We start from the raw sequence: 19,265 nt of genomic DNA, 5'->3' as shown, positions 1-19,265 counted from the left end.
CGCCGGGATGCCAACCCTTTTTGCGCGGAAGCGGTCAGCCCGTGGTGTCGAGGTGGACGACCACCTTGCTCACCGCCTCCTCGATGGCCGCGGTGATGGACGCGACCAGCGCGGCCGGGTCGATGTTCTGGTCGAACTTCGCGATGGCGGCGGCGAGTTGGGTGATGACGGCGCTCTGCGCCGCCTCGGTCGTCTGGACCGCCCGCAGCCGGGCGTTGGTGTCCTTGATGTAGGACTGCAGCGCCCAGTACTGGTTGGTCTTCGCGTCAGGGGCGTCGGCGGGGGCGGCGATCACCCCGTCCATGGTCAGCACCGCCTTCGCGGAAGCGGTGGCGATCTTGGCGATCTCGTCGGCGGTGAGCGGCATGTCGTTCTCCGTTCCGGCGGCCCACGCGCGCAGCGCGGACTCGCTCAGGTAGCAGATGGATCGGTCGAGCGGTTTCGAGGTGAACTGCCAGAACAGCGGCGAGCGGCCGGACGGGGCGGGCCGCGGGTGCGCCTCGGCCTGGGCGTAGGTGGCGGCACCGGTCCAGGGATAGGCCGGGTACCACAGCGGTACGCCGGCCGGGGCGTGTCCGGCGGCCAGGTCGCTGCCCGAGGTGTACACGCCGACGCGCTGGCCGGGGAACGCGGCCTGGACCGCGGTGATCCACGCGGTGGCGTAGGCCTTGATCCCGGCGGCGCCGATGCCCGCGTAGTTGGCTCCGTCGGACCGGCGTTCCAGGTCGAGCCAGTGGACGAAGCCGGGCCCCGCGTGGGGTTTCACGGCCGCCACATAGTTGGCCGCCTCGGTGGCGGCGTTCTGGTTGGGCCAGCCGAAGTGGTAGGCGCCGGGGACGAGCCCGGCGCCCTGCACGGAGGTGATGTGCTGGACGAAGCGCGGGTCGTGGGTGTGCTCGCCCTCGCTCGCCTTGACGAAGGCGAAGACGACTCCTTCGGCCTTGCGGGCGGCCCAGTTCTGGGCCGCCTGGTAGACGGAGACGTCGACACCACGGCAGGTGGCCATACGGCCTTCCCCCTTTCGGATCTCGGGTCGGTTTCGGATGGTCGTGCGGTGCGGGTGCCGGCCCCGTCACCCGGGACGGTCGTGCCGCTCGGGCGGCGCGGCCAGGGGCGACGGTCCTCGTGCACCTCCCTCGGGCCGGTGGGGGAACTTGGCGGCCAAGTGCGTCGAGGGCTCGATGCCCAGTTCGTCGCGGAGCAACCGCCTGAACACCTCGTAGTGCCGCATCGCCTCTACGACGTTGTGCTCGGCCAGGTGGACGCTGACCACCGCATGGTGGGCGCTCTCGCGCAGGGGTTCGATCGCCACACAGGTGAGCGCGGCCTCCAGCGCGAGGGCGTAGCTGCCGCGCCGGATGTGCCAGGCGCTCAGCGATTCGAGCGCGTGCAGACGGAGTTGGCGCAGCCGCTCGCGCTCGAAGCAGATCCACTCCTCGTCCCACCCCGGGAGCAGTTCGCCTCTGTCCAGGAGGCCGAGCGGGGGCGGCGTCCCGTCCGTCTCGTGCGCGGGGCCGGCCAGGCGCAGGGCGGCCCCGGTGAAGTCGTCGACGTCGACGTGGACTCCGTCGGCGAGACGGAGGATGTCGCCGTCGCTGCCGATCGCCGGGTGGGGCGTGCGGCGCAGCCGCCAGAGTGTCGTGCGCAGACTGCCCTGCGCGTGTTCCTCGGTGACGTCCGGCCACAGGGTCCCGGCGACCACCGAACGGGGCGCACGCCGGTGCAGCCCGAGATAGGCCAACAGCCGCTGCTCGTTCGCCGGAACGGGGATGCTCCCGCCGGCGTCCTCCAGCCCGAACGCGCCGAACAGCCGCAGCCTGGCGAGCGCCGGGGTTCGCGGTGCCGGCGTCTGTGGTGCCGGGGTCTGTGGTGCCGGGTGCCGTCTTCGTGGTTGCGCGGTCAGTTCGCTGTGGCCCATCCCCGTCCCATCCCCGTCCCCGTTTCCCCGGTGTGCCGCCGCCCGCCGAGCGCTCGGCGGGTGCCCGGGCCGGCGTTCGCGGCCGCCCGGGGCGATCAGCCTGCGAGGGCACACCGGGGTCTGTCACGCGCGGTTCCGCTCATCGGACCGGCAGGGGCGGGTGGGCGGGTGTGGCCGCCGCACGGGGCCGTGACCCCGGGCGGCTCGACGGACGACCCGTCAGAGGTTCTCCGGATCGGGCTCCGGCGTCCGGAGGCCGGAGACGGGCGCCGGGCGGGCGAGCCGTGTGCCCGCGCGGTTCCGCTCATCGGACCGGCAGGGGCGGGTGTGGCCGCCGCATGGGACCGTGACCCCGGGCGGCTCGACGGACGCCCCGTCAGAGGTTCTCCGGATCGGGCTCCGGCGTCCGGAGGCCGGAGACGGGCGCCGGGCGGGCGAGCCGTGTGCCGGCCGCTTCCGGTGGTGTGGCCCTGTCCTGTCCGACGCGCTCGCGTGGCTCGGGGCGGGAGTCGGCCGCGGGGGCCGGTGTCCCTCCCGGGGCGGTGTCCCGCACCGCGGCGCGGACGGCGGCCACGATCAGCTCCCGCAGCGCCTGGGCGTCCCGGGCGGGCAGGCCGTCCGGCACGGTGATGTCGGTGGGCAGGTGGTAGCACCGTCGCGGTGCCTCGGAGCCCGGGGCCGTGGTGTGCGTCCGTCCGGCGCTCATGGCACCCTCTTCCCCTCGAGCAGTCGATAGACCGTGCTGGTGTCGTCGGCGGTGACCTCGAAGAAGATGCCGGGATGGCGCGCGCTCAGCTGGAGCAGCACCCCCGCCCGGGACCCGTCGCGCACTCCGGCCGCGCAGATCGAGCAGACCTCCTGGTCGACGCGGATGTACACGGTCCGCCCCTGCGCGGCCTCCCGTTCGGCGTCCGTCAGACGGCTCAGACGCTCGTCCAGCCGCTGAGCGAGGGCTTCCTCCGCGTGCCCGTGCGCGTGAGGAACGACGTTGTCCGCCGGCCTGATCTCATGGGCGGGGTCGTAGGAGCCGAGGGCCCGGGGCGATCCATCGCTGAAGCGCTCGTCCTTGAGGGCGGAGATGTCCGACCGGGCGACCGCGATCGACCCCTCGTATCCCGCCTCGGCCTTGGCGGTCGGCTGCACGCTCTGCTCGCCCACCTTGGTCTTCACTCTCGGCCAGGCACGCTCGCGGGGTGTGGGGCGGATCAGGCCCTCCTTCTCCCGGCGTCTGCGCTCGGCCTGCGGGGAACGGCGGCGCAGGCCGGCCTCCTCCAGGCGTCGGCGCTCCGTCTCCACCGCCTGGCGCGCCTCGTGCAGGTCCCCACGGAGCCGGTCCTGCATCGCGAGGTCGGTCGGCCGGTCGGGCCGGTAGGGCCTGTCCTCTCCCCCATACCTTTTGTCGAGGAGCTCCTTGGCGATCGGGTCGTGGGCCTCCCGATCGTGCAGTTGCCTGTCGCTCGCTTTGTCGTACCAGGCTTTGGCCTGTCCCGCCTCCGGGTCCTTCGCGGCGGCCCGCTCGAGTTCCCGGACAGTCCTCCAGCGGGGCGCCGTGCCATCGGCGGGAACCGCCTCCGTACGCTTCGGCCCCCGGCCGGCCTTCGGTTTCTCCGTCCCGGGCTTCGTCGGCCCGCCGAGGGACTGCGCCGCCTTCCGCTCGGCCTCGGCCTCGGCCTGTCGGTCCGTCGCGGAGCGCCAGGCCCGCATGTCCTCCAGGAGTTCCTCGAACGCGCCCTTGCCGATGGACCGCTCGGCGGCCAGCCGGTCGACGTAGCCCAGAAGGGTCGCTTCGTCCATCTCGCGCCGCGTTCCGAGGTCGACGACCTCTTTGACTCGCTGGAACGCCAACTTCAGTTCCTCCCGCTCGACACCGCTCAGGCCCGTCACATCGCCCATGAGGGCGAGCAGCCGCGCGTCCGTGCGGAGCTGGGCGAACTGCCTCGCACCGGTCCTGACCGCGTGGTACAGCATCTTGAACGGTACGGTCGGATCCGCGCCGGACAGGACGCGGCCGGCGGCCCGCCGGAGATCGAGCGCCGCCGCCGCATGCGTCTTGAGCGCCTTGCGCAGCTCTCCTTCGAGTCCGTGGACCGTGTCGATCATGTCGGTGAGCGCGCCGAGCCGCGCGGCGGCCGTCCCGGCGTCGGTGGCGGCGGCGAACTCGCGCAGTGGCGCCGCGAGCCGGTCCAGGCCCTGCGCCGACCCCTTCAGCAACTCGCCGACCGTGGTGTGCAGGTCGAGGGCCGCCGCCGCGACGGCGACCATCACCCAGCCGAGCGAGGGCTCGTCGTCGAGGAACGCCAGCCGGTACGCGACGGTCTGCTGCCGGTAGTCGTCGATCGCCTCCACGACCTGGTAGGTGCTGAGCGCGGTGTTCGCGAGGAGAGCGGCCATGGCGATCTCACCGCCGACGGGCACGAGTGCCGCGAGGACCAGGGCGAGCAGGGCGAGGGCGAGGGTGTGCGTCGGCGGCTCGTAGTCGCGGATGATCCAGGCGTAGACGGTGTTGTCCCGCACCCCGTGACGCTCCTTCGCCGCCTCGATGAGCTTCGGCTCGCCGAAGACGCTTTCGGGGTGGTGGGTCAGCTCGTGACGGGCCGTCGCCGTCTCCGAGAGCCGCTGCTCGGCGAGGCCGAGCAGGTGGCGCTGGGCCGCGGGCACGTCGAGCCGCGCGAGCTCCTCAAGGTCGGTGCCCCGCCCGAGCCGGCCCGGGTCCACGAGCAGGTTGCCGCCGGAGCCGACCACCACGGCCCGGTCGGCGGAGGCACGCAGGGAGCGGACCCGCGCCATGGAGAGGTCCGATTCGTCGCCGTGGAGCAGCACGGCCCGGTCCTGCTGCTCCCAGGCCGCCTCGTAGTCGGCTCGGGCGGTGGTCCCCGCGATGCCGGTGACGATCGCGCGGACGTGGGCGATGTCCCGCAGCTCGGCCTGCTCCCGGTGGAGCAGACGGTCGTAGACGGCGAGGATGTCGGTCCCGAGGATGACCGCCTCGTCCCGGAAGCGGAGCCGGTAGGTCTCCATCGCCTCGACGAACGCCCGTTCGTCGGCGAACCGGTGGCGTGCCAGGGCCTCCCGGAGCTGGGCCTCGGTGTCGAACAGTTCGCCGACGTCGGCCGAGTATCCGGAGAAGGCCGCGCCGTCGTCGACGTACGCCGTCTGTGCCCGCAGTTCGTTCCTGCGGCGCCAGAGCAGGTACAGGTCCTCGCATCCGTCGAGCGTGCTCTTCGCGGCGGCGGTGCGGCGCGCGGCGGACGCGCGTGCGCGCTCGGCCGCCAGGTACCGCTCGACGGAGGCGTCCAGTTCGGCCCAGTCGGTCGTCGACGCCTCCACCCCGGCCAGATAGCCCGCGCGCTGGGCCGGCGTCAGACCGCTCAGCTTTCGTGCGAGGCGCAGCAGGGGCTCGTAGTCGTCCAGGGTCGTTGCCCGGCCGCCCGCGAAGAGGATCCTCCTGACGTCCTCGGGCAGGGCGGCGACCACCCGGCGCAGGTCGTGCTCGCGCAGGACCTCGGCCCGCGCGGCGATCCAGCGGGCGCGCAGGACGGCGTCCTGCGGGCCGGTGCCGAGCATCGCGTCCGGCGCGAGGTGGTTGTCCCGCCGGAACCGGTCGTCGGCCGCCGCGTTGATGTCGGCCCGCTCGGCCGCGGACAGCCGTTCCAGCCCCAACTCGGTGACGTCGGTGACGTGCAGTTCGTGGAAGCCGAGGCGCGCGTCCTCGGCGGTGGCCGAGGGCCCGGGCGGGACCTGCCAGCGCCACAGCGGAAGCAGCCGGTCCACCTCGTGCTCGTCCGTGGCCCGGTAGTACTGCCGGACGAACTCCCGCAGCAGCTGCGGTGGTGACATCGGCCGCCGCAGCCGCACCCGGAACCGGCGCGCCGCGGGCCGCCGGGTCGGCACCGCCACCGGCTCGCCGCCGTGCCCGAAGGAGGGGACGGCGTACCCGCCGTGGACCTCGCGGGCCGGGTCGTAGGCCTCGCGGACCTCCACGGACGCGGCACCGTGGTGGCCGTGCCGGTGGGCGAGAAGGCGTTCGGCCTCGGCGAGCCGGGCGGCCACCGCGCGGGTCAGCGCCCGGCCGGCCGCCGCCAGTTGCTCGTCGGTGGGCACCCCGATGATCCGCAGGGTGATCGGGACATGGCAGTCGATGCGCACGGCGCCCGCTCAGGCCGCGGTGTAGGCGAGCTGGACGGTCGTCAGACCGACGACGTCGTCCGTCTGGATGTCCCGCCCCGTGGCCACGACGCAGTAGCGGTACGTCTCCGGGTCGACGGCGGAGAACGCGGGGTCGACGGACACGGTGATGTCGAACGGGTTGGTGACGGTGGACGTGAAGTTGTCGATCTCGGCCAGCTGGTCGGGGGTGCCGCCGGCGTCGGCCAGCGGGGTCCTGATCAAGGCGATGCGGAACTTGCCCGGGGCGCCGTAGCAGAGGCCGATGATGCGGAACGAGAGCAGGTTGGTGTTTCCCGGGAGGCTGAGGCCCATCACCGCGACGCTGTCGTCGCCGCCGACGGCCGGGTGTGCCGTACCGGTCTCGTCGTAGGTCCACCCGTTGCCCGCTCCCGGCACCGGGACCAGGTCGAGGCCGGGGGTGAGCAGGTGCCGGCCGGTCGGTACGCCGACGGGCTGGGCGAGCGCGGCGTCGATCTCGGTGATCACGGTGGCCGCCCGGTGCAGGTCGCCCTGGATCGCGTCGAAGCGCACATTGAAACCGTCCGGGCCGTCGGCGGTGATGAGGCTGACGTTGTCGATCCAGTCGGTCGGCTCGAACGTGGGGGTGTAGCTGAGGTCGGTCACGGGTGTCCCTTCCGGTCAGGGCGACGGTACGAAGGTGAGATCGAGGGCCGCGATCGACATGCCGCCGAAGGTGATGGTGATGTGGCTCGCCAGGAAGAAGTAGCGGAAGACGCTGGTGTCGATCAGGGTGCGCGAGGCGGTGAGCGCCATCTGGGTGTCGAAGGCCCCGCGGAACGGCAGGCTCTGGACCTCGCCCACCACCTCGGGAGCCGGCGGCGGGACGACCAGCCGGAGAGGGGTGCGCAGCAGCGAGATGCTGCCCCCGCCGGCTCCGAAGGAGTTCGTCGACAGACTGCCCACGACCCGCGCGGACGACAGCCGGAACCCGTCGGGCAGGGTCAGGTTGGCCACACCGATCGCCTCGCCGCCGAAGGTGGCGGCGGTGCCCTCGGCGTCGTAGGACCACTCGCCCGTCGAGGACGCGGTGGTCCGCAGGACCGGGGTGAAGCTGAGCCGCCGGGGGCGCGGTGCCGGCGGGGCGTTCGACGCGTCGATCGCGGCGCCGATGTCGCCCACCACCCTGGACAGCAGGCGCAGGTCGCTCGCGATCGCGTTGAAGCGTCCGTTGCAGCCGTTCGGGCCCGCCGCCCCCACCCGGTCCCTGCGGTCCTGCCACAGGACATGACGGAACGTCGGGACGTAGCTGATGTCGGCCACGTTGACTCCTAGCTGGTGGTGTAGACGATCTGGAAGCCGGCGATGGTCACCGGAGCGGTGGTGGAGGCGACGGTGGCCCGGACGAGGTAGCGGAACGTCGCGGTCGAGGTGGTGGCCAGGGACAGGTCGATGTGCTGGGTCCGGTCGAACGGGTCGCTGTCGCCGGAGACCGAGGCCAGGGTGTCCTCGGGGGCGTCGAGGATGGAGGTCCGCACCAGAGTGACGGCCGCCGTCCCCACGGAGCCGGTGCCGCCGCGGCCCCTGGCGCGGAACGAGACCAGCTGGACGTTGTCGGGGAGCGCCATCTCCATCACGCCCGACACCCCGTTGCCGACCGCCTGGGCCGCGCCCCCGGCGGTGATCCGCCAGGAAGCGGGGGTGATGGGGCCGTCGACGACCGGCAGCAGCCTCGGCGGCAGGTCGAGCAGGTGCGTGACCGGCCCGGTCCCCCGCTGCGCCACCGCGACGGCGATCTCGTCGACGACTCCCGACAGCCGGCGCAGATCGCTCTCGATGGCGGTGAACCGCTTGTTGAGGCCGTTGGGTTCGTCCGCCCTGACCCGGTCGCCGTCCGGACCGTCCACGAACTCCGTGTGCGTGAAGGTGGGGTTGAAGACGATGTCGGTCATGCGGTGGGCCTTCTCACTCGGGGCGGCAGTGGGCCGCGGACACGGAACCTCGGATACGTGTAGTCGGGGTTGGCCTGTGCCAGGTCGCCCTGGAGTTCGACCACGTGCGCGCGGATCGCCGTGGTGTCGACCTCCACGCCGACGGGGTGCAGCACATTGAGGCAGTTCATGATCAGGTCGTGCTGGTCCTTGGTGACGACCGTCGCCGGGACGTCCAGCTCCGGCCGCAGCCGTACCTGGAAGGTGTACGGGACGGGCCGGCCGCCGAGCAGGTAGCTCGCCTGCACCCAGGCCATGCCGGCGGCGTCGGCCCGCAGGGTGACGGTCCGCAAGGTGCTGGAGCCCACGGTGATCGCGGCCGTGTCGTAGGTTCCCGACGCCCAGGCCAGGCGCGGCTCCTCCCCCGGCATCCGGCCGAAGAGGCCCGCGGCGGCCAGGTCGGCGGGGGCGGGGCTCGCGGTGAGGTCGACGGTGCACCCCTCGTCCAGTTCGACGACCGCGCCCGGGTCCGCGGTGGCCGTCCCGCGCACCTGGACGAGTTGTCCGGGCGGCCGGCGGATCTCCAGGCTGTCACCGCTGTTGCTCAGGTGGCCCGAGTCCACCGCGAACGCCACGCGGGCCAGCGCCGAGGGGTCCAGCACGGTGTGCCGCAGGACGAGTCTGCGTCCCTGGGCGGCGGCCGGGTCGGGCGGGTCGCCGCTGTCGTCGAAGGCGGCGGTCACCGCGAGCCGGCCCCCGGTCCCCCTGCGGGCCAGTTCGGCCAGCAGGGCGTCCAGGACCTCGGCGACCGCGGGCTGCATCCGGTGGGCGTCGTCGCCGGCGTAGTCGACCCGGGGATCGGCGTGGCGCAGCAGGAAGGCCTGGTGGAAGTAGGTTCCCGGGCGCTCCACGACGGAGGCGGGCGCGCCGGGGGTCCCGTCGGCGGCGACCGTGGCGCCGGCGTCCAGGCCGGGCAGTCCGACGCGCAGGACCCGGGTCGCCGACGCCGTGACGGTGTGTCTGCCCCGTGCCACGTCGGCCTTGACGATCAGCCGGCCGGGCGCGGTGGCCGTGAGGGAGGCGGTGCGGTGCCGTGCTCCGGCGTCGCTCAGCGGGGTCAGCGTGCCCCGCCCGGCGCCCCCGGGCACCACCAGCCAGGTCAGGAAGGCGTCCGGCGGGGGCGGGGGCCGCAGGGACAGCGTCAGCGGGGTGCCGGTGCCCAGGTCGGCGGGATCGATGCCTGCGTCACCCGTGCCGGCCGCTTCCTGGTCCGGCACCGCGGTGCCGGCCGGGGTCAGGTCGATCCGGAAGTAGTCGCCGAGGGCGGTGGCGGCGTAGACCTCCCGGGTGTCGGCGCGGTGGACGACGTAGTCGAAGCCCGCCCGGTGGGCGAGTGCCGCGAGCCGCCCCGTGGCCACCGAGCTGTGCCCGAGCAGCACCGCGCGGCCCGTGGCCCGCAGATCGGCCGCCGCGGGATCGTAGGCGGCGCCGATCAGCAGGCGTCCCGGTGGGGTCGTCTCGCCGCCGACCAGGGTGACCAGCGTGTCCAGGCACTCGGCCACGCCGACCTGCATCAGGTGCGGGTCGGCCGGCGCGGTCCCGGCCGGCGGCGGGGTGAAGTCCACGTCCGTGCGGTCGTAGCGCAGCAGATAGGCCGGGTCGAAGGTGTCCTCCTGGCCGGGGCCTCCCACCACGGAGGCCTCGGTCGTCCGGCGCCGTCCGGCCGCGTCGACGCTCTCCCCCGGCAGCAGGGAGTACGGGCGGACGCGGACCAGCCGGGTGCCGCGGACCAGGGTCGCGTCGGTGTCGTCGACCACCAGCGCGTCGCTCCGCCCGGCGATGGGCCCGGTGAGCCGGTTGAGGAGGCCGGTGAGGTTGGCCGGGGTGGGCAGCGTCCAGCGGCGGAAGAGCTCCAGCCGGCGGCGGTAGTGGTCGTCGCCCTCGCCGAGGACGGGCGCGAAGTCCGCCCGCGCCGCGGAGCTGATCCGTACCTCGTCGACGACCCCGCGGAAGCCGCCGGGCAGGACCGAACCGATCATCAGCGGGGCGGGGCTCGCGACCGGGCCGAGCGGGTAGACGTAGCGCCAGTCGCGCAGCCGCCCGTCCAGGAACAGCCCCAGGCGGCCGGTGATCCGGTCGAGGACGGCGGCGACATGGGTGAACGCGTCGGTGGGCAGGGTGGTGTCCGCGAACAGGGTCAGATCGTGGTGCGGGTCGCCGTCGCCGATGGTGAACCGGACGTTGCGGGCGAGTCCGCGGCCGAAGTCGCCGATGGACAGCGCCCAGCCGGGGCCCGGTCCGTCGGGCGCGGCGCGCCGGCTGAGCACGGGTCCGTCCTGGGGTGCGGGGTCGGACGGTGGCTCGGGCCGTGGATCCGGGGCGGGGTCGGGGCGCACGAAGCACTCGACGGTCGCACCGGCCCACACCTCGTCGCCGATGTCGAAGTCGGGGCCGGCCGGGACGAGGACCGCCGCTCCGTCCGCCCGGAACGCCATGGCCCGGCCGTACCTGCCGGGCACGCCCAGTTGCACGGGGCCGCTGAGCGTGCCCGGATGCCCGGTGAAGCGGCCCGGGTGCGCGGCGGTGGCGTCCGCCACCTGCGGGGTGGAGCCCGCGGTGTCGTCCAGGTGGTAGAGCGCCACGGTGTCGTCGTCGAAGCCGTGCGGCAGCGGCGGGAAGCGCGGCACCCCGAGGTCGGCGCCGATCAGGTCGAGGCTCGGCCCGAGCGCGGACGGCAGATGCCGCTGTGCCAGGGTCCTGACCGCGTGCCGGCGCAACTCGTCGCGTTCGGCGCCCGTCGCCCACAGCAGCTTGGCCGTGGTGCCGAGCAGCGCGGTCAGGGTCCAGCAGTCCTGGGGCCGGTTGTCGAACGGCGACGTCCCCATGGTCAGCAGGACCAGCCGGGCGGTCGCGGACCGGGGCGCGTCGAGCAGGAACGAGGTCCCGGCCACCGTTTTGGCGGGCACGGTCAGCCGGGTGTCCTCGGAGGCGGCGCCAGGTTCCTCGTGGGTCACCGTCAGGGTGGTGTCGACGTCGATGTCCCGGGTGGTGACGACCACGTAGCGCGGCTCGGGCGGCACGCCGAAGCGGGCCTCGTGGCGGGTGAAGTCGTAGGGGTCCACCGTGGCCCGGGAGCTGTCGAGGGGCAGCAGGCGCAGTGCGAGCGTGTCCGCTCCGCGGGCGAACGGCGGGGTCAGCCGGGCCGCCATCCGGGCGGCGGCGAGCGCGGGCGCCGAGGGCGCGGCCGGGTCGGTCATCCCGTCACCACCGTGACGTCGAAGGAGTCCCCGTCGGGCGCGAAGACCGCCAGTTCGGTCGGGCCCATGACCAGGTTCTCGCCCACCGCGGTCTCCGCGATCACGCGCTGGAACGGCACGTCGCCGAAGGTGATCCGGCCGAACGCGGCCGGGACCCTGCGCAGACGCAGCCCCTGTACGTCGAGCACGCCCGGCTGCTCGACGAACGCGCTCACCACCCGCGCGTACAGGACGTCGCCGCCCAGACGGAGCCCCGCGATGTCCGCCGCCAGCCGGCGGCGGACCGCGGACAGCAGTGCGGTGTGGTCCGAACCGGGCACGACCACGAGGGTCGCCCGCACCCCCACCTCGATGTGGTCGGCCTCGACGATGTCGGCGTGCACGCCGATCGGCCGGACCGCGTCGACCGCGGCGCCGACCCGCTCGAAGACGCCGGGCACCGGACCGGTGGTGTTCCACGGCCAACGGAAGTCGTGCGCCACCACGACCGTGAAGAAGTACGGCTGCCCGACGCGGCGTTCGCTGCTGAACGCCCGCTGGTCGAAATTGAACAGGTCGAAGTAGCTCTGTGACACGTCGACGCCGCCGAGCGGGTCGGACACGACGACGTCGAGGACGCCGCCGACTCCCAGGGCCGCCTGCGCCACGGATTCCACCGTCCACAGGTTGCGGGCCAGGCCGAGGAGTCTGCCGCGGTAGGCCGCGTCCGGTTCGCGTCCGGTGCCGCCGCTCGTCCCGGCGGGATTGGTCACGGTGAAGTCGGCGGCCCCCAGGTCGGACAGATAGACGGACCGGTACGCCGGGTCGATGCCGGTGATGGTCTCGTGCCCGACGTCCCCGTCCGGTCCCGGCTCGAACGCCACCACGTCCACGTCGGCGCCGGGGTGGTCGCGGTCGAGCCGGACCGCGGCGACGGTGCCGAACGCCCGGACGGGGTCGGTGCCGGTCGCGGCGGTCACCAGGACGGCCCCTTCGGGCAGTACGTACGTCCGGCCCTCCAGCCCGTTCTCCAGCGTGACGTGGACCGTGCCGGTGCTCGCCAGGGCCGCGCGTTCCAGGCCGGTCTCCTCGCCGAGCAGGCTGAGGGCGTCACCGGCCGCCGTCGACAGGAAGTTGGCGTAGTAGAGGTCCTCCAGGCGCTTCCACAGTTCGCCGTCCTCGGCGGCGGCCGTCTCCAGGAGCTTGCGCAGTGCGCTGGTGCCGGTCAGGTCCGCGCCGGGGAACACCGCCCTGGCCCGTTCGAAGGACTCGCTGAGAATCACGTCGAGAGGCTTGAGCACGAACCCGTCGGCGGTCACCCCGTAGTCGGTCACGGTCGTCATACCTCCACGTTCACACGCAGCGTGACCGGTACCTCGGCCACCGTCTCCAGGTCGGCCTCGACCCGCCAGGCGCGGTGGACGCGGGCGGCCCGGGCCTCGGCCACCGCGCCGGGACCGGCCGCCAGCCGTGCGGGATCGTCGTCGAAGGTGATCCGGCCCACCGCGCTGACCCGCGGGTCCGTGCCCAGCGTGGCGATCAGGTCCAGCTTCAGGAGTTCCTTGACCATGCGGGCGCTGTTGGGTTCGGTGAACGCCCGTGTGACGTCCAGCCCGTAACCGGTGTCGAACCGGTCGGAGCCGAGGGGCGTCAGGACCCGCAGGGTCAGGGCCTGGACGAGATTGGCGATGCCGCTCACCTCGGCCAGGTCCCCGCCGTCGAGCACGAGGTCTCCGTCGTCCACGCGCAGGCCGCGCCCGAACGGATCCGGGGACGTCGGCGTTGTCATGTTGCCTCCAGTGTGGTCTGGCCGGCCGAGACGACCTGCCAGGGCGACGCCGCCAGGGTCGATCCCCGGGCGGTCTCCAGCGCGACCGGCTCCCCGCCGACCCGCAGGGTCGTGGCGAGGCCGGCGTCGACGGAGGCGACCTGGCCGCAGGGCGGTGTGCTCGGACAGGCCGGGACGGTCGCGCCGAGCAGGTCGGCCCGGGTGAGTACGGGGTGGCCGTCCACGGTGAGCAGCCGCCCGCCGGGCACCACCAGGAGCGGTGCGCCGTGCGGGCACTGCAGGGTGGCCGCGGCGGTGAGGACGGCGGCCATCAGGACACCGCCACGGTGGAACCGTCGAGTCGCAGGCCGACCGTGCCGTTGGTCAGCGTGATCGGGTGGTCGTTGGTGCTGATGGTGACCGCGCCGTCGGCGGCGACGGTGATGGTCGTACCGCTGTGGTGCTCGATGGTGATCGTGTCGTCGTCGGGCGGCTTCGGCCGGGTGCCCACCTCGGGCAGCGCGTCCCCGCCGACCAGGATGTGCAGGCCCGCCGTCTGGATCACTCGGCGGCCGGACCGGTCGGTGAGGTCGTTGGCACCGGGACCGGCCGGCCGGCCGTCGTCGCCGAGTCCGGTGGGCAGCGCCAGCCAGTAGTCGCCGGGCTCGTTGGCCGGGCGCCGCGTCGCGGGGTTGTCCGGCCACAGGAAGCCGGCCAGTACCGCGTCGTTGACGTCACCCCGGTTGTGGGCGAGCAGTGCCCGCATGCCGGGGTAGACCGGCACGACCAGGCCGGTGCGGTCGAACGCGAACGCCGAGGCGATCGGCTTCTCGTGCAGGTCAGCCCCGGTGCCGACCGGACTGGCCACGCTGGGCGCGGCCACTCCGGGGGCCGGGACCTGGGCGTAGTGCAGGGACGCCAGGTGCTTGCCGACGCCGGCGGTGTAGCGGGTGACCTCGCCCACGTCGATGGCCGGATGGTCGCCGCGGGCCCGGTCCACCATGCCCTGCAGCCGGTCCACCGCCACCTGGACGCCGGTGGTGGCCTGGGCCCGTTCTCCGGCGGCGGCCGCGATCAGGCCGAGTTCCGAGGTGTATCCGCCGGCGATGGTGAACCGGTGGACCACCCGCGAGATCCGCAGGGTGCCGTCGGGCACCCCGGACAGTCCGGTGAGCTTCGCCACCTGGCCGACGCGCAGCCCCGGATGCCCGAGCACGGCCAGGTTCACCGCGGCCCGCACCGGCGGGGACGGCCGGCCGCCGGTGTCCTCCGCGTAGGACGTGTCCAGCCATACGATGTTGGTGTCCGGGTCGAGCGCCACCGGCGCCGTGTCCCCCGCCGCGCCCACCGAGGCGCCGAAGTAGACCGTACGGTCCCGGACCACCAGCGGTACGTCGCCCCGCTCGGTCAGGATGCGCAGCGCGTCCAGCGTGGTCTCGCTGCGCACCGTGAAGCCGCTCAGGTCCCCGGGCAGTGTCGATCCCTTGGCGACCTGCACGCCCAGCTCGGTGACCATGGTGCGGGCGAACTTCTCGGCGCTCGTCCCGGCGGGGCTGCCGAGGGCGACCGATGTGTTGCGCAGGCGGTAGCCGGCCTCCTCCTGCCCGGACAGGACCGTGCGGGCGTAGCCGTCCTCGCCGACGCTCCCGGAGACCCTGGTGACCCGCCCCACCAGGACGGGGCCGGTGCCGCCCGTCCTGGTGGACGGGTCGTCGAAGTAGCCGAGACGGATCGAGACGGTGACCGGGGTCGTCGCCTGGACGGCGCGGATCCGGTCGGTCACGTCCGTCGGCAGGTTGATCAGCGTGACCTCGAACGTGTCGGTGGCGGCGCCCTCCGTCATCGTGACGGTGATCTCGGCGTCGAGGACATGGGAACCGGCCAGTATGTCGTTGGACACGGTCACCGGCAGTCCCGGCCCGAGGCCGCCCGGTGCGCCGGGGGCCGATATCTCGACGTGGTACCGGATGACGAAGCTCATGCCGTGGCCTCCCGGGGCGGGGCCGCCCGTCCGCTCATCGCAGAGCCACCCCTCCGACGACCTGGGAGCCGAACGATCCGGCCCCGTTGAGGTTGCGCGGGTGCAGCCGCATCGTGGGGAACGTCAGGGCCAGTTCGGCCGCGTGGTACTCCACTCCGGGCGCCAGTTTGCGCAGCAGGATCGTCGTCAGGCCGGCCGGTTCCTCGCGGGCGACCGACAGGACCAGGAACCCGCCGTCGACCGGCAGGTCGAGGACGCCGTCCGGCGCGTCGCGCAGAAGGTCCTCCGCCACATTGGCGTAGAGCCGCAACCGGTAGGAGCGATCGGCCAGGGCCAGCCGGAAGGCCTGCGGAAACCCCTCGGCCGGGTCGATCGGCAGGGTGAGATAGGTCAGGGCCGCCATATCCGGCCTCCTTGGTCATGACGGGGTGGTCGCGGGCTCACAGCGGGGCGCCCGGGACTCGGGGGACGGGGGCGGCGGACGGTCCGGTGGGCACGACCGCGGTGCCGGCGGCGAGGCCGAGGTCGCCGACCTCGCCGAGCACCGCGGCCGGGAGGGCCGGCGGGATCTGCTGGAGCGCGATCGACACGTCCAGGGCGTCGCGTCTGGCCACGCCCTGGGTGAAGCGCAGATCGGTGATCTGCATGTTCAGGCTGACGGTCAGCCCCGACACCACCGCGATCCCGACGGCGGACTCCCCCCGGGCGACGGCGGCGACCAGCAGCCGTGAGGTGAGTGCGAGGGCCTCCAGGGCTTTCTTCTGTTCCAGCCGGCGCGGGCCGGGCAGGACCGCCTCGATCGCGATCGTCAGGTTCGTGGGCTGGGTGGCCTGGGAGAACCGGCTGCCCATGATCCGCTCGATGCGGTAGCCCTCGTTGACGGTCATGCTCTGGACGTAGAGCAACGGCACCGGGCCCACCAGCACCGGTGGGTTCGCCGCGTCGGCCATCGGGTTCCTCCCCCTTCACACCCGTCAGATCCGGGTCGACAGTTCCCGGTCGAGCTGGTCGAAGACATGACCGGCCACGCGGCGGACCTCGGCGTCGGGCAGGTTCCCGACGATCTCGATCCGGACCGGGAAGTGGTAGTTGACGACCGCCGACCCGCTCGGCGGCGAGATCACGGCCTCGCTGCCGGCCTGCGGGACGATGTACTCGCCCTCGTGCACCAGCGCGATGCCGGTGCGTTCCACCCGGCCGCCGGCCGCGAAACCCGGTACGGGGAACACGTCCTGTCCGGGCACGCCCTCGACGCCGTCCGGAGTCTCGTCCGGCTCGCCGTCCACGGGCTACGCCTCGACCCCGACGGACAGCGCGAGGCAGGTGAAGCTCGCCTGCGGGACGCCGTCGATCACCACGTTGCTGGGGTTCGCCGAGGTGACGACGCAGCGGGCGAACCTCATCGAGTTGAAGGCCCAGTCCGTGCCCTTCTTCTCGGCCACGACGATCTGGAACTCGGTTCCCTCCGTGGCCAGTTGGGTCAGGTCGGCGACCACCGTCGCGACCGCCGGCACGCCCATGGTGAACGTGAAGGTGGCGGGTTGGCGGACGAACCCGACGTTGTCCGCCTCGATGCTGTGCAGCACGGTGTGCGGCGCGTTGAAGGTCGGGGTGAACGTCGAGATGGGGGTGATCGTGGAGTCCCCGAGTTTCACTTCGAGGCGGGTGTTCCAGTCGGCCATCAGCGTGCCTTCCTCGGTCGGACGTGCCTAGTCGAACTTCAGGGCGAGGGACATCCGGTGCACGGCACCGGCGTACTCGACGGCGGCCAGCACCTGTACGAGCCGCTGCGCCTCGGCGGTGCGGATCCGGTTGGCCTCGTCGGCGGTGAGCGTGGCCGGGTCCTTGTCCAGGAGGGTGAGGACGGGGACGACGATCTCGAAGCCGTTGAGTACGCCGTCGTCGACGAAGGGGCCGAGGACCGCCTCCATCTGGGCGATCAGCGCGCGCAGCCCGGACCTGCTGATACGCACGTTCCCGATCGACCCGATGAGCTGTGCCTTGAGCAGGAAGGACAGGTGGTCGACGAAGCGGCAGATGTCGATGTACTTCTTGGGGCTGCCGGAGTCGCCGGTGTAGCCCTCGCCCATGTACACGCCGTCGCCGGGGATGAGCGCGGGGCTGGCCAGCCAGTTGACGCCGCTTCCGGTCGGTCCCGATCCGGACACCTCCGACGGCCCGTTCAGGGTGTCGATGTCGTCGGGGCCGAACGGCGGGCTGACGATGTTCACCTGCTTGAGCAGCAGCGACACGAAGGGCTCGTAGCCGGCGATGGTGCCGGCGACGGCCGCCGCGGCGTCCTGGTCGCTGTTGTGCGCGATGTAGACCATCCGCTCGTTGGGCAGGATCACCTTGGTGTCGACGCTGCTCTTGGGCAGCATCGCGACACCCATCCGTTCCATCCCGTCGGCACCCGTGCCGGACACCGAGGTGACATGGGCCGAGAGCAGGCCGATCGGTCCCTGGGGGGCCCTGGTGGTGGCGTCGACCGGGGTGCCGGCGAGGACGACGAGCTGTGCCTGAAGGCCCGCGACGACCGACAGCGCGCCCTTCCAGTCCGGTGCGGTGGCGTCGACGGGGACTCCGTGGACCAGGGTGGGACCGGGCGTCTGCGCGAACGCCAGGGCGATCGCGTCGCCCAGTTCGCCCGGGAAGGTCTCCTGTGCCTTGTCGGGGCTGCTGAACGCCACGGGCGTCGGCGCCACGGCCGTCGGCGCCGCCGCGGCGGCCGTCTTCTCGGCCGGTGCCGACTCCGCTGCCGAGGACGACGCCGGTGCCGAGGCCGTCGTGGCGGGGGCCGCCACCCGGCCCACGATCGCGATCGTGCCGAAGGCGCGGACGGCCGGTGCGAACAGGTTGACGGTCGGGTCAACCCGGATATACCGAACGGGCATCAGGGTTCTCCTCCAGGGTGGGGCCGGTCAGGCCGGGTCGGTGGCGGGCAGGGGTGCGGGAGAGGCCGTACCGGGTGCGTCGCGGTGCCCGGCGCGGGCCGGCCCGCCCGGCGGCCGTCGCGGCCCCGCGGCTTCCTCACGCGGCCGGCAGAAAGAGGCTCACCACGCCCTCGCCGGCGCAGAGTTGTTCGACGTCCGCTGCGGTCAGACCGTCGGGCAGGCCGTCGGCGGCGAGGACGACGGCCGTCGCGTACGCCTCACCGGCCTCGGCCGGCAGCCCGGCGGGGGGCGGGACGGTCAGCGACCGGGCGGCCTCCCGTACGAGCCGGGTGGCGCGCAGTCCGCCGGCGAGGTCGAAGGGATCGACGACCACGGCCGCCAGGGTGAGGGGCAGCGTGTGGGTGTTGGCCGGGTCCCCCGGGTCGAACGGCGGGGGCGTACGCAGCCGTATGTCCGTGACCAGGTAGTGGAAGGAGTCCTTCAGCTCCGCCACGGTGCTGATCCCGTGCTCGGCGAGAAAGGCGTCGAGATCGAAGAACGTGAACCGCGCCCGGAACTCGTCGAAGGTGGTGAAGTCGTCGAACGCCCGGGTCACCACCGATTCCGCGCCCGCCGGGTCGACTTCGGCCACCAGGGTGACGTCGATGCCGGCGCGCACGTCGATCCAGACGGGCCGGGCCGGCGCGGGCACGTTCAGCGTCAGTTCGGTGCGGGAGTAGGCCGGCACGATCTGTGACCACACCCCGTCCTGACGGGCCGTCGGGAACAGCGGCCGTTGCAGGGCGATCTCCCGCACCCGTGTCCCGGTGACCGTGTCGATCCGGACCGCCGCCAGGTCGTAGGCCGTGGCCAGCATCGTGCGCAGGCGCCGGTCGCCCGAAGCGCCGGTGGGCGACAGCAGCGCCCCCAGCGCGACGGGGTCGCTCAGCGCGAGCAGCGCCCTGTCCCTGAATGCCGTCATGTCTCCCCCGCTGCCGGCCGGGCCCCGGCGAGGTGCCTCCCCGCCCGTCCGGCAGCGCCACCTTCGCAGGGGCGCCGTCACACGGGCGTCACCACGACGTCAGCGAGGCCCTCGGCCACAGCCGCGCGGACAGTCGTCACCAGCTCCACCCGCCACCACACCCCACCGCGACCCGCCGCGCCGACGGTGCGCCGCGCGGTCTCTGCGGGACGGCGGCTGAAGTCGGGGCCGGAAGCCGGGGGGCCGGAAGCCGGAGGCCGGGGGGCCGGAAGCCGGAAGCCGGAAGCCGGAGGCCGGGGGGCCGGAAGCCGGAAGCCGGAAGCCGGAGGCCGGGGGGCCGGAAGCCGGAAGCCGGAAGCCGGCGGGCCGGAAGCCGGAAGCCGGCGGGCCGGAAGCCGGAAGCCGGCGGGCCGGAAGCCGGAAGCCGGAGAGCCGGAAGCCGGAAGCCGGC

The 19,265-nt window shown here is 73.4% G+C and carries 18 protein-coding genes; all 18 read right to left on the bottom strand.

The window, feature by feature from the left end:
- Positions 1-34: 34 nt before the first annotated feature.
- The 18 genes from ABZT17_RS35135 to ABZT17_RS35050 all read right to left on the bottom strand — a co-directional run bounded on the left by ABZT17_RS35135 (position 35) and on the right by ABZT17_RS35050 (position 18,814).
- Entirely contained in the window at positions 35-1,006 is a 972-nt protein-coding gene (locus ABZT17_RS35135; protein WP_356355114.1) for a glycoside hydrolase family 25 protein, read from the bottom strand.
- Positions 1,007-1,072: 66 nt separating this feature from the next.
- On the bottom strand, positions 1,073-1,918 hold the full coding sequence (locus tag ABZT17_RS35130; RefSeq protein WP_356355112.1) for a BTAD domain-containing putative transcriptional regulator: 846 nt from the start codon (positions 1,916-1,918) through the stop codon (positions 1,073-1,075).
- A 376-nt stretch (positions 1,919-2,294) separates the two neighbouring features.
- Positions 2,295-2,624, bottom strand: a complete 330-nt coding sequence (locus ABZT17_RS35125; RefSeq protein ID WP_356355111.1) for a hypothetical protein — start codon at positions 2,622-2,624, stop codon at positions 2,295-2,297.
- On the bottom strand, positions 2,621-6,064 hold the full coding sequence (locus ABZT17_RS35120) for a hypothetical protein (RefSeq protein WP_356355109.1): 3,444 nt from the start codon (positions 6,062-6,064) through the stop codon (positions 2,621-2,623). The genes ABZT17_RS35125 and ABZT17_RS35120 overlap by 4 nt, the downstream gene beginning before the upstream one ends.
- Before the next feature lie 9 nt (positions 6,065-6,073).
- Positions 6,074-6,709, bottom strand: a complete 636-nt coding sequence (locus ABZT17_RS35115) for a hypothetical protein (protein ID WP_356355107.1) — start codon at positions 6,707-6,709, stop codon at positions 6,074-6,076.
- Positions 6,710-6,724: 15 nt separating this feature from the next.
- On the bottom strand, positions 6,725-7,366 hold the full coding sequence (locus tag ABZT17_RS35110) for a hypothetical protein (protein ID WP_356355105.1): 642 nt from the start codon (positions 7,364-7,366) through the stop codon (positions 6,725-6,727).
- Positions 7,367-7,374: 8 nt separating this feature from the next.
- Entirely contained in the window at positions 7,375-7,995 is a 621-nt protein-coding gene (locus ABZT17_RS35105; protein ID WP_356355103.1) for a hypothetical protein, read from the bottom strand.
- Positions 7,992-11,231: a LamG-like jellyroll fold domain-containing protein gene (locus ABZT17_RS35100; RefSeq protein WP_356355101.1), complete on the bottom strand. Its 3,240-nt coding sequence runs from the start codon at positions 11,229-11,231 to the stop codon at positions 7,992-7,994. The genes ABZT17_RS35105 and ABZT17_RS35100 overlap by 4 nt, the downstream gene beginning before the upstream one ends.
- Positions 11,228-12,553, bottom strand: a complete 1,326-nt coding sequence (locus ABZT17_RS35095) for a baseplate J/gp47 family protein (protein WP_356355099.1) — start codon at positions 12,551-12,553, stop codon at positions 11,228-11,230. The genes ABZT17_RS35100 and ABZT17_RS35095 overlap by 4 nt, the downstream gene beginning before the upstream one ends.
- Complete coding sequence (locus tag ABZT17_RS35090) at positions 12,550-12,999, bottom strand: hypothetical protein (RefSeq protein ID WP_356355097.1); 450 nt, start codon at positions 12,997-12,999, stop codon at positions 12,550-12,552. The genes ABZT17_RS35095 and ABZT17_RS35090 overlap by 4 nt, the downstream gene beginning before the upstream one ends.
- Complete coding sequence (locus ABZT17_RS35085; protein WP_356355095.1) at positions 12,996-13,310, bottom strand: hypothetical protein; 315 nt, start codon at positions 13,308-13,310, stop codon at positions 12,996-12,998. The genes ABZT17_RS35090 and ABZT17_RS35085 overlap by 4 nt, the downstream gene beginning before the upstream one ends.
- The gene (locus tag ABZT17_RS35080; RefSeq protein ID WP_356355094.1) at positions 13,310-14,959 is read right to left on the bottom strand and encodes a hypothetical protein; all 1,650 of its coding nucleotides are present in this window, start codon (positions 14,957-14,959) and stop codon (positions 13,310-13,312) included. Before ABZT17_RS35080 ends, ABZT17_RS35085 begins: the two co-directional genes overlap by 1 nt.
- Positions 14,960-14,993: 34 nt before the next feature.
- Positions 14,994-15,362, bottom strand: coding sequence for a hypothetical protein (locus ABZT17_RS35075; RefSeq protein ID WP_356355092.1), 369 nt, complete (start codon positions 15,360-15,362; stop codon positions 14,994-14,996).
- 37 nt (positions 15,363-15,399) lie between these two features.
- Positions 15,400-15,909 carry a hypothetical protein gene (locus tag ABZT17_RS35070; RefSeq protein ID WP_356355090.1) on the bottom strand — a complete coding sequence of 170 codons (510 nt, stop codon included), beginning with the start codon at positions 15,907-15,909 and terminating at the stop codon, positions 15,400-15,402.
- Positions 15,910-15,933: 24 nt separating this feature from the next.
- Complete coding sequence (locus tag ABZT17_RS35065; protein ID WP_356355088.1) at positions 15,934-16,245, bottom strand: hypothetical protein; 312 nt, start codon at positions 16,243-16,245, stop codon at positions 15,934-15,936.
- 3 nt (positions 16,246-16,248) lie between these two features.
- Complete coding sequence (locus tag ABZT17_RS35060) at positions 16,249-16,641, bottom strand: hypothetical protein (protein ID WP_356355086.1); 393 nt, start codon at positions 16,639-16,641, stop codon at positions 16,249-16,251.
- 27 nt (positions 16,642-16,668) lie between these two features.
- Positions 16,669-17,853: a hypothetical protein gene (locus tag ABZT17_RS35055; RefSeq protein WP_356355084.1), complete on the bottom strand. Its 1,185-nt coding sequence runs from the start codon at positions 17,851-17,853 to the stop codon at positions 16,669-16,671.
- 136 nt (positions 17,854-17,989) lie between these two features.
- Entirely contained in the window at positions 17,990-18,814 is an 825-nt protein-coding gene (locus ABZT17_RS35050; protein WP_356355082.1) for a hypothetical protein, read from the bottom strand.
- Positions 18,815-19,265 lie beyond the last annotated feature (451 nt).

The sequence above is a fragment of the Streptomyces sp. NPDC005648 genome, assembly GCF_040605395.1.
In the GTDB taxonomy this organism is placed as follows: Bacteria; Actinomycetota; Actinomycetes; order Streptomycetales; family Streptomycetaceae; genus Streptomyces.
This window is presented reverse-complemented; position numbering and strand designations above follow the sequence as displayed.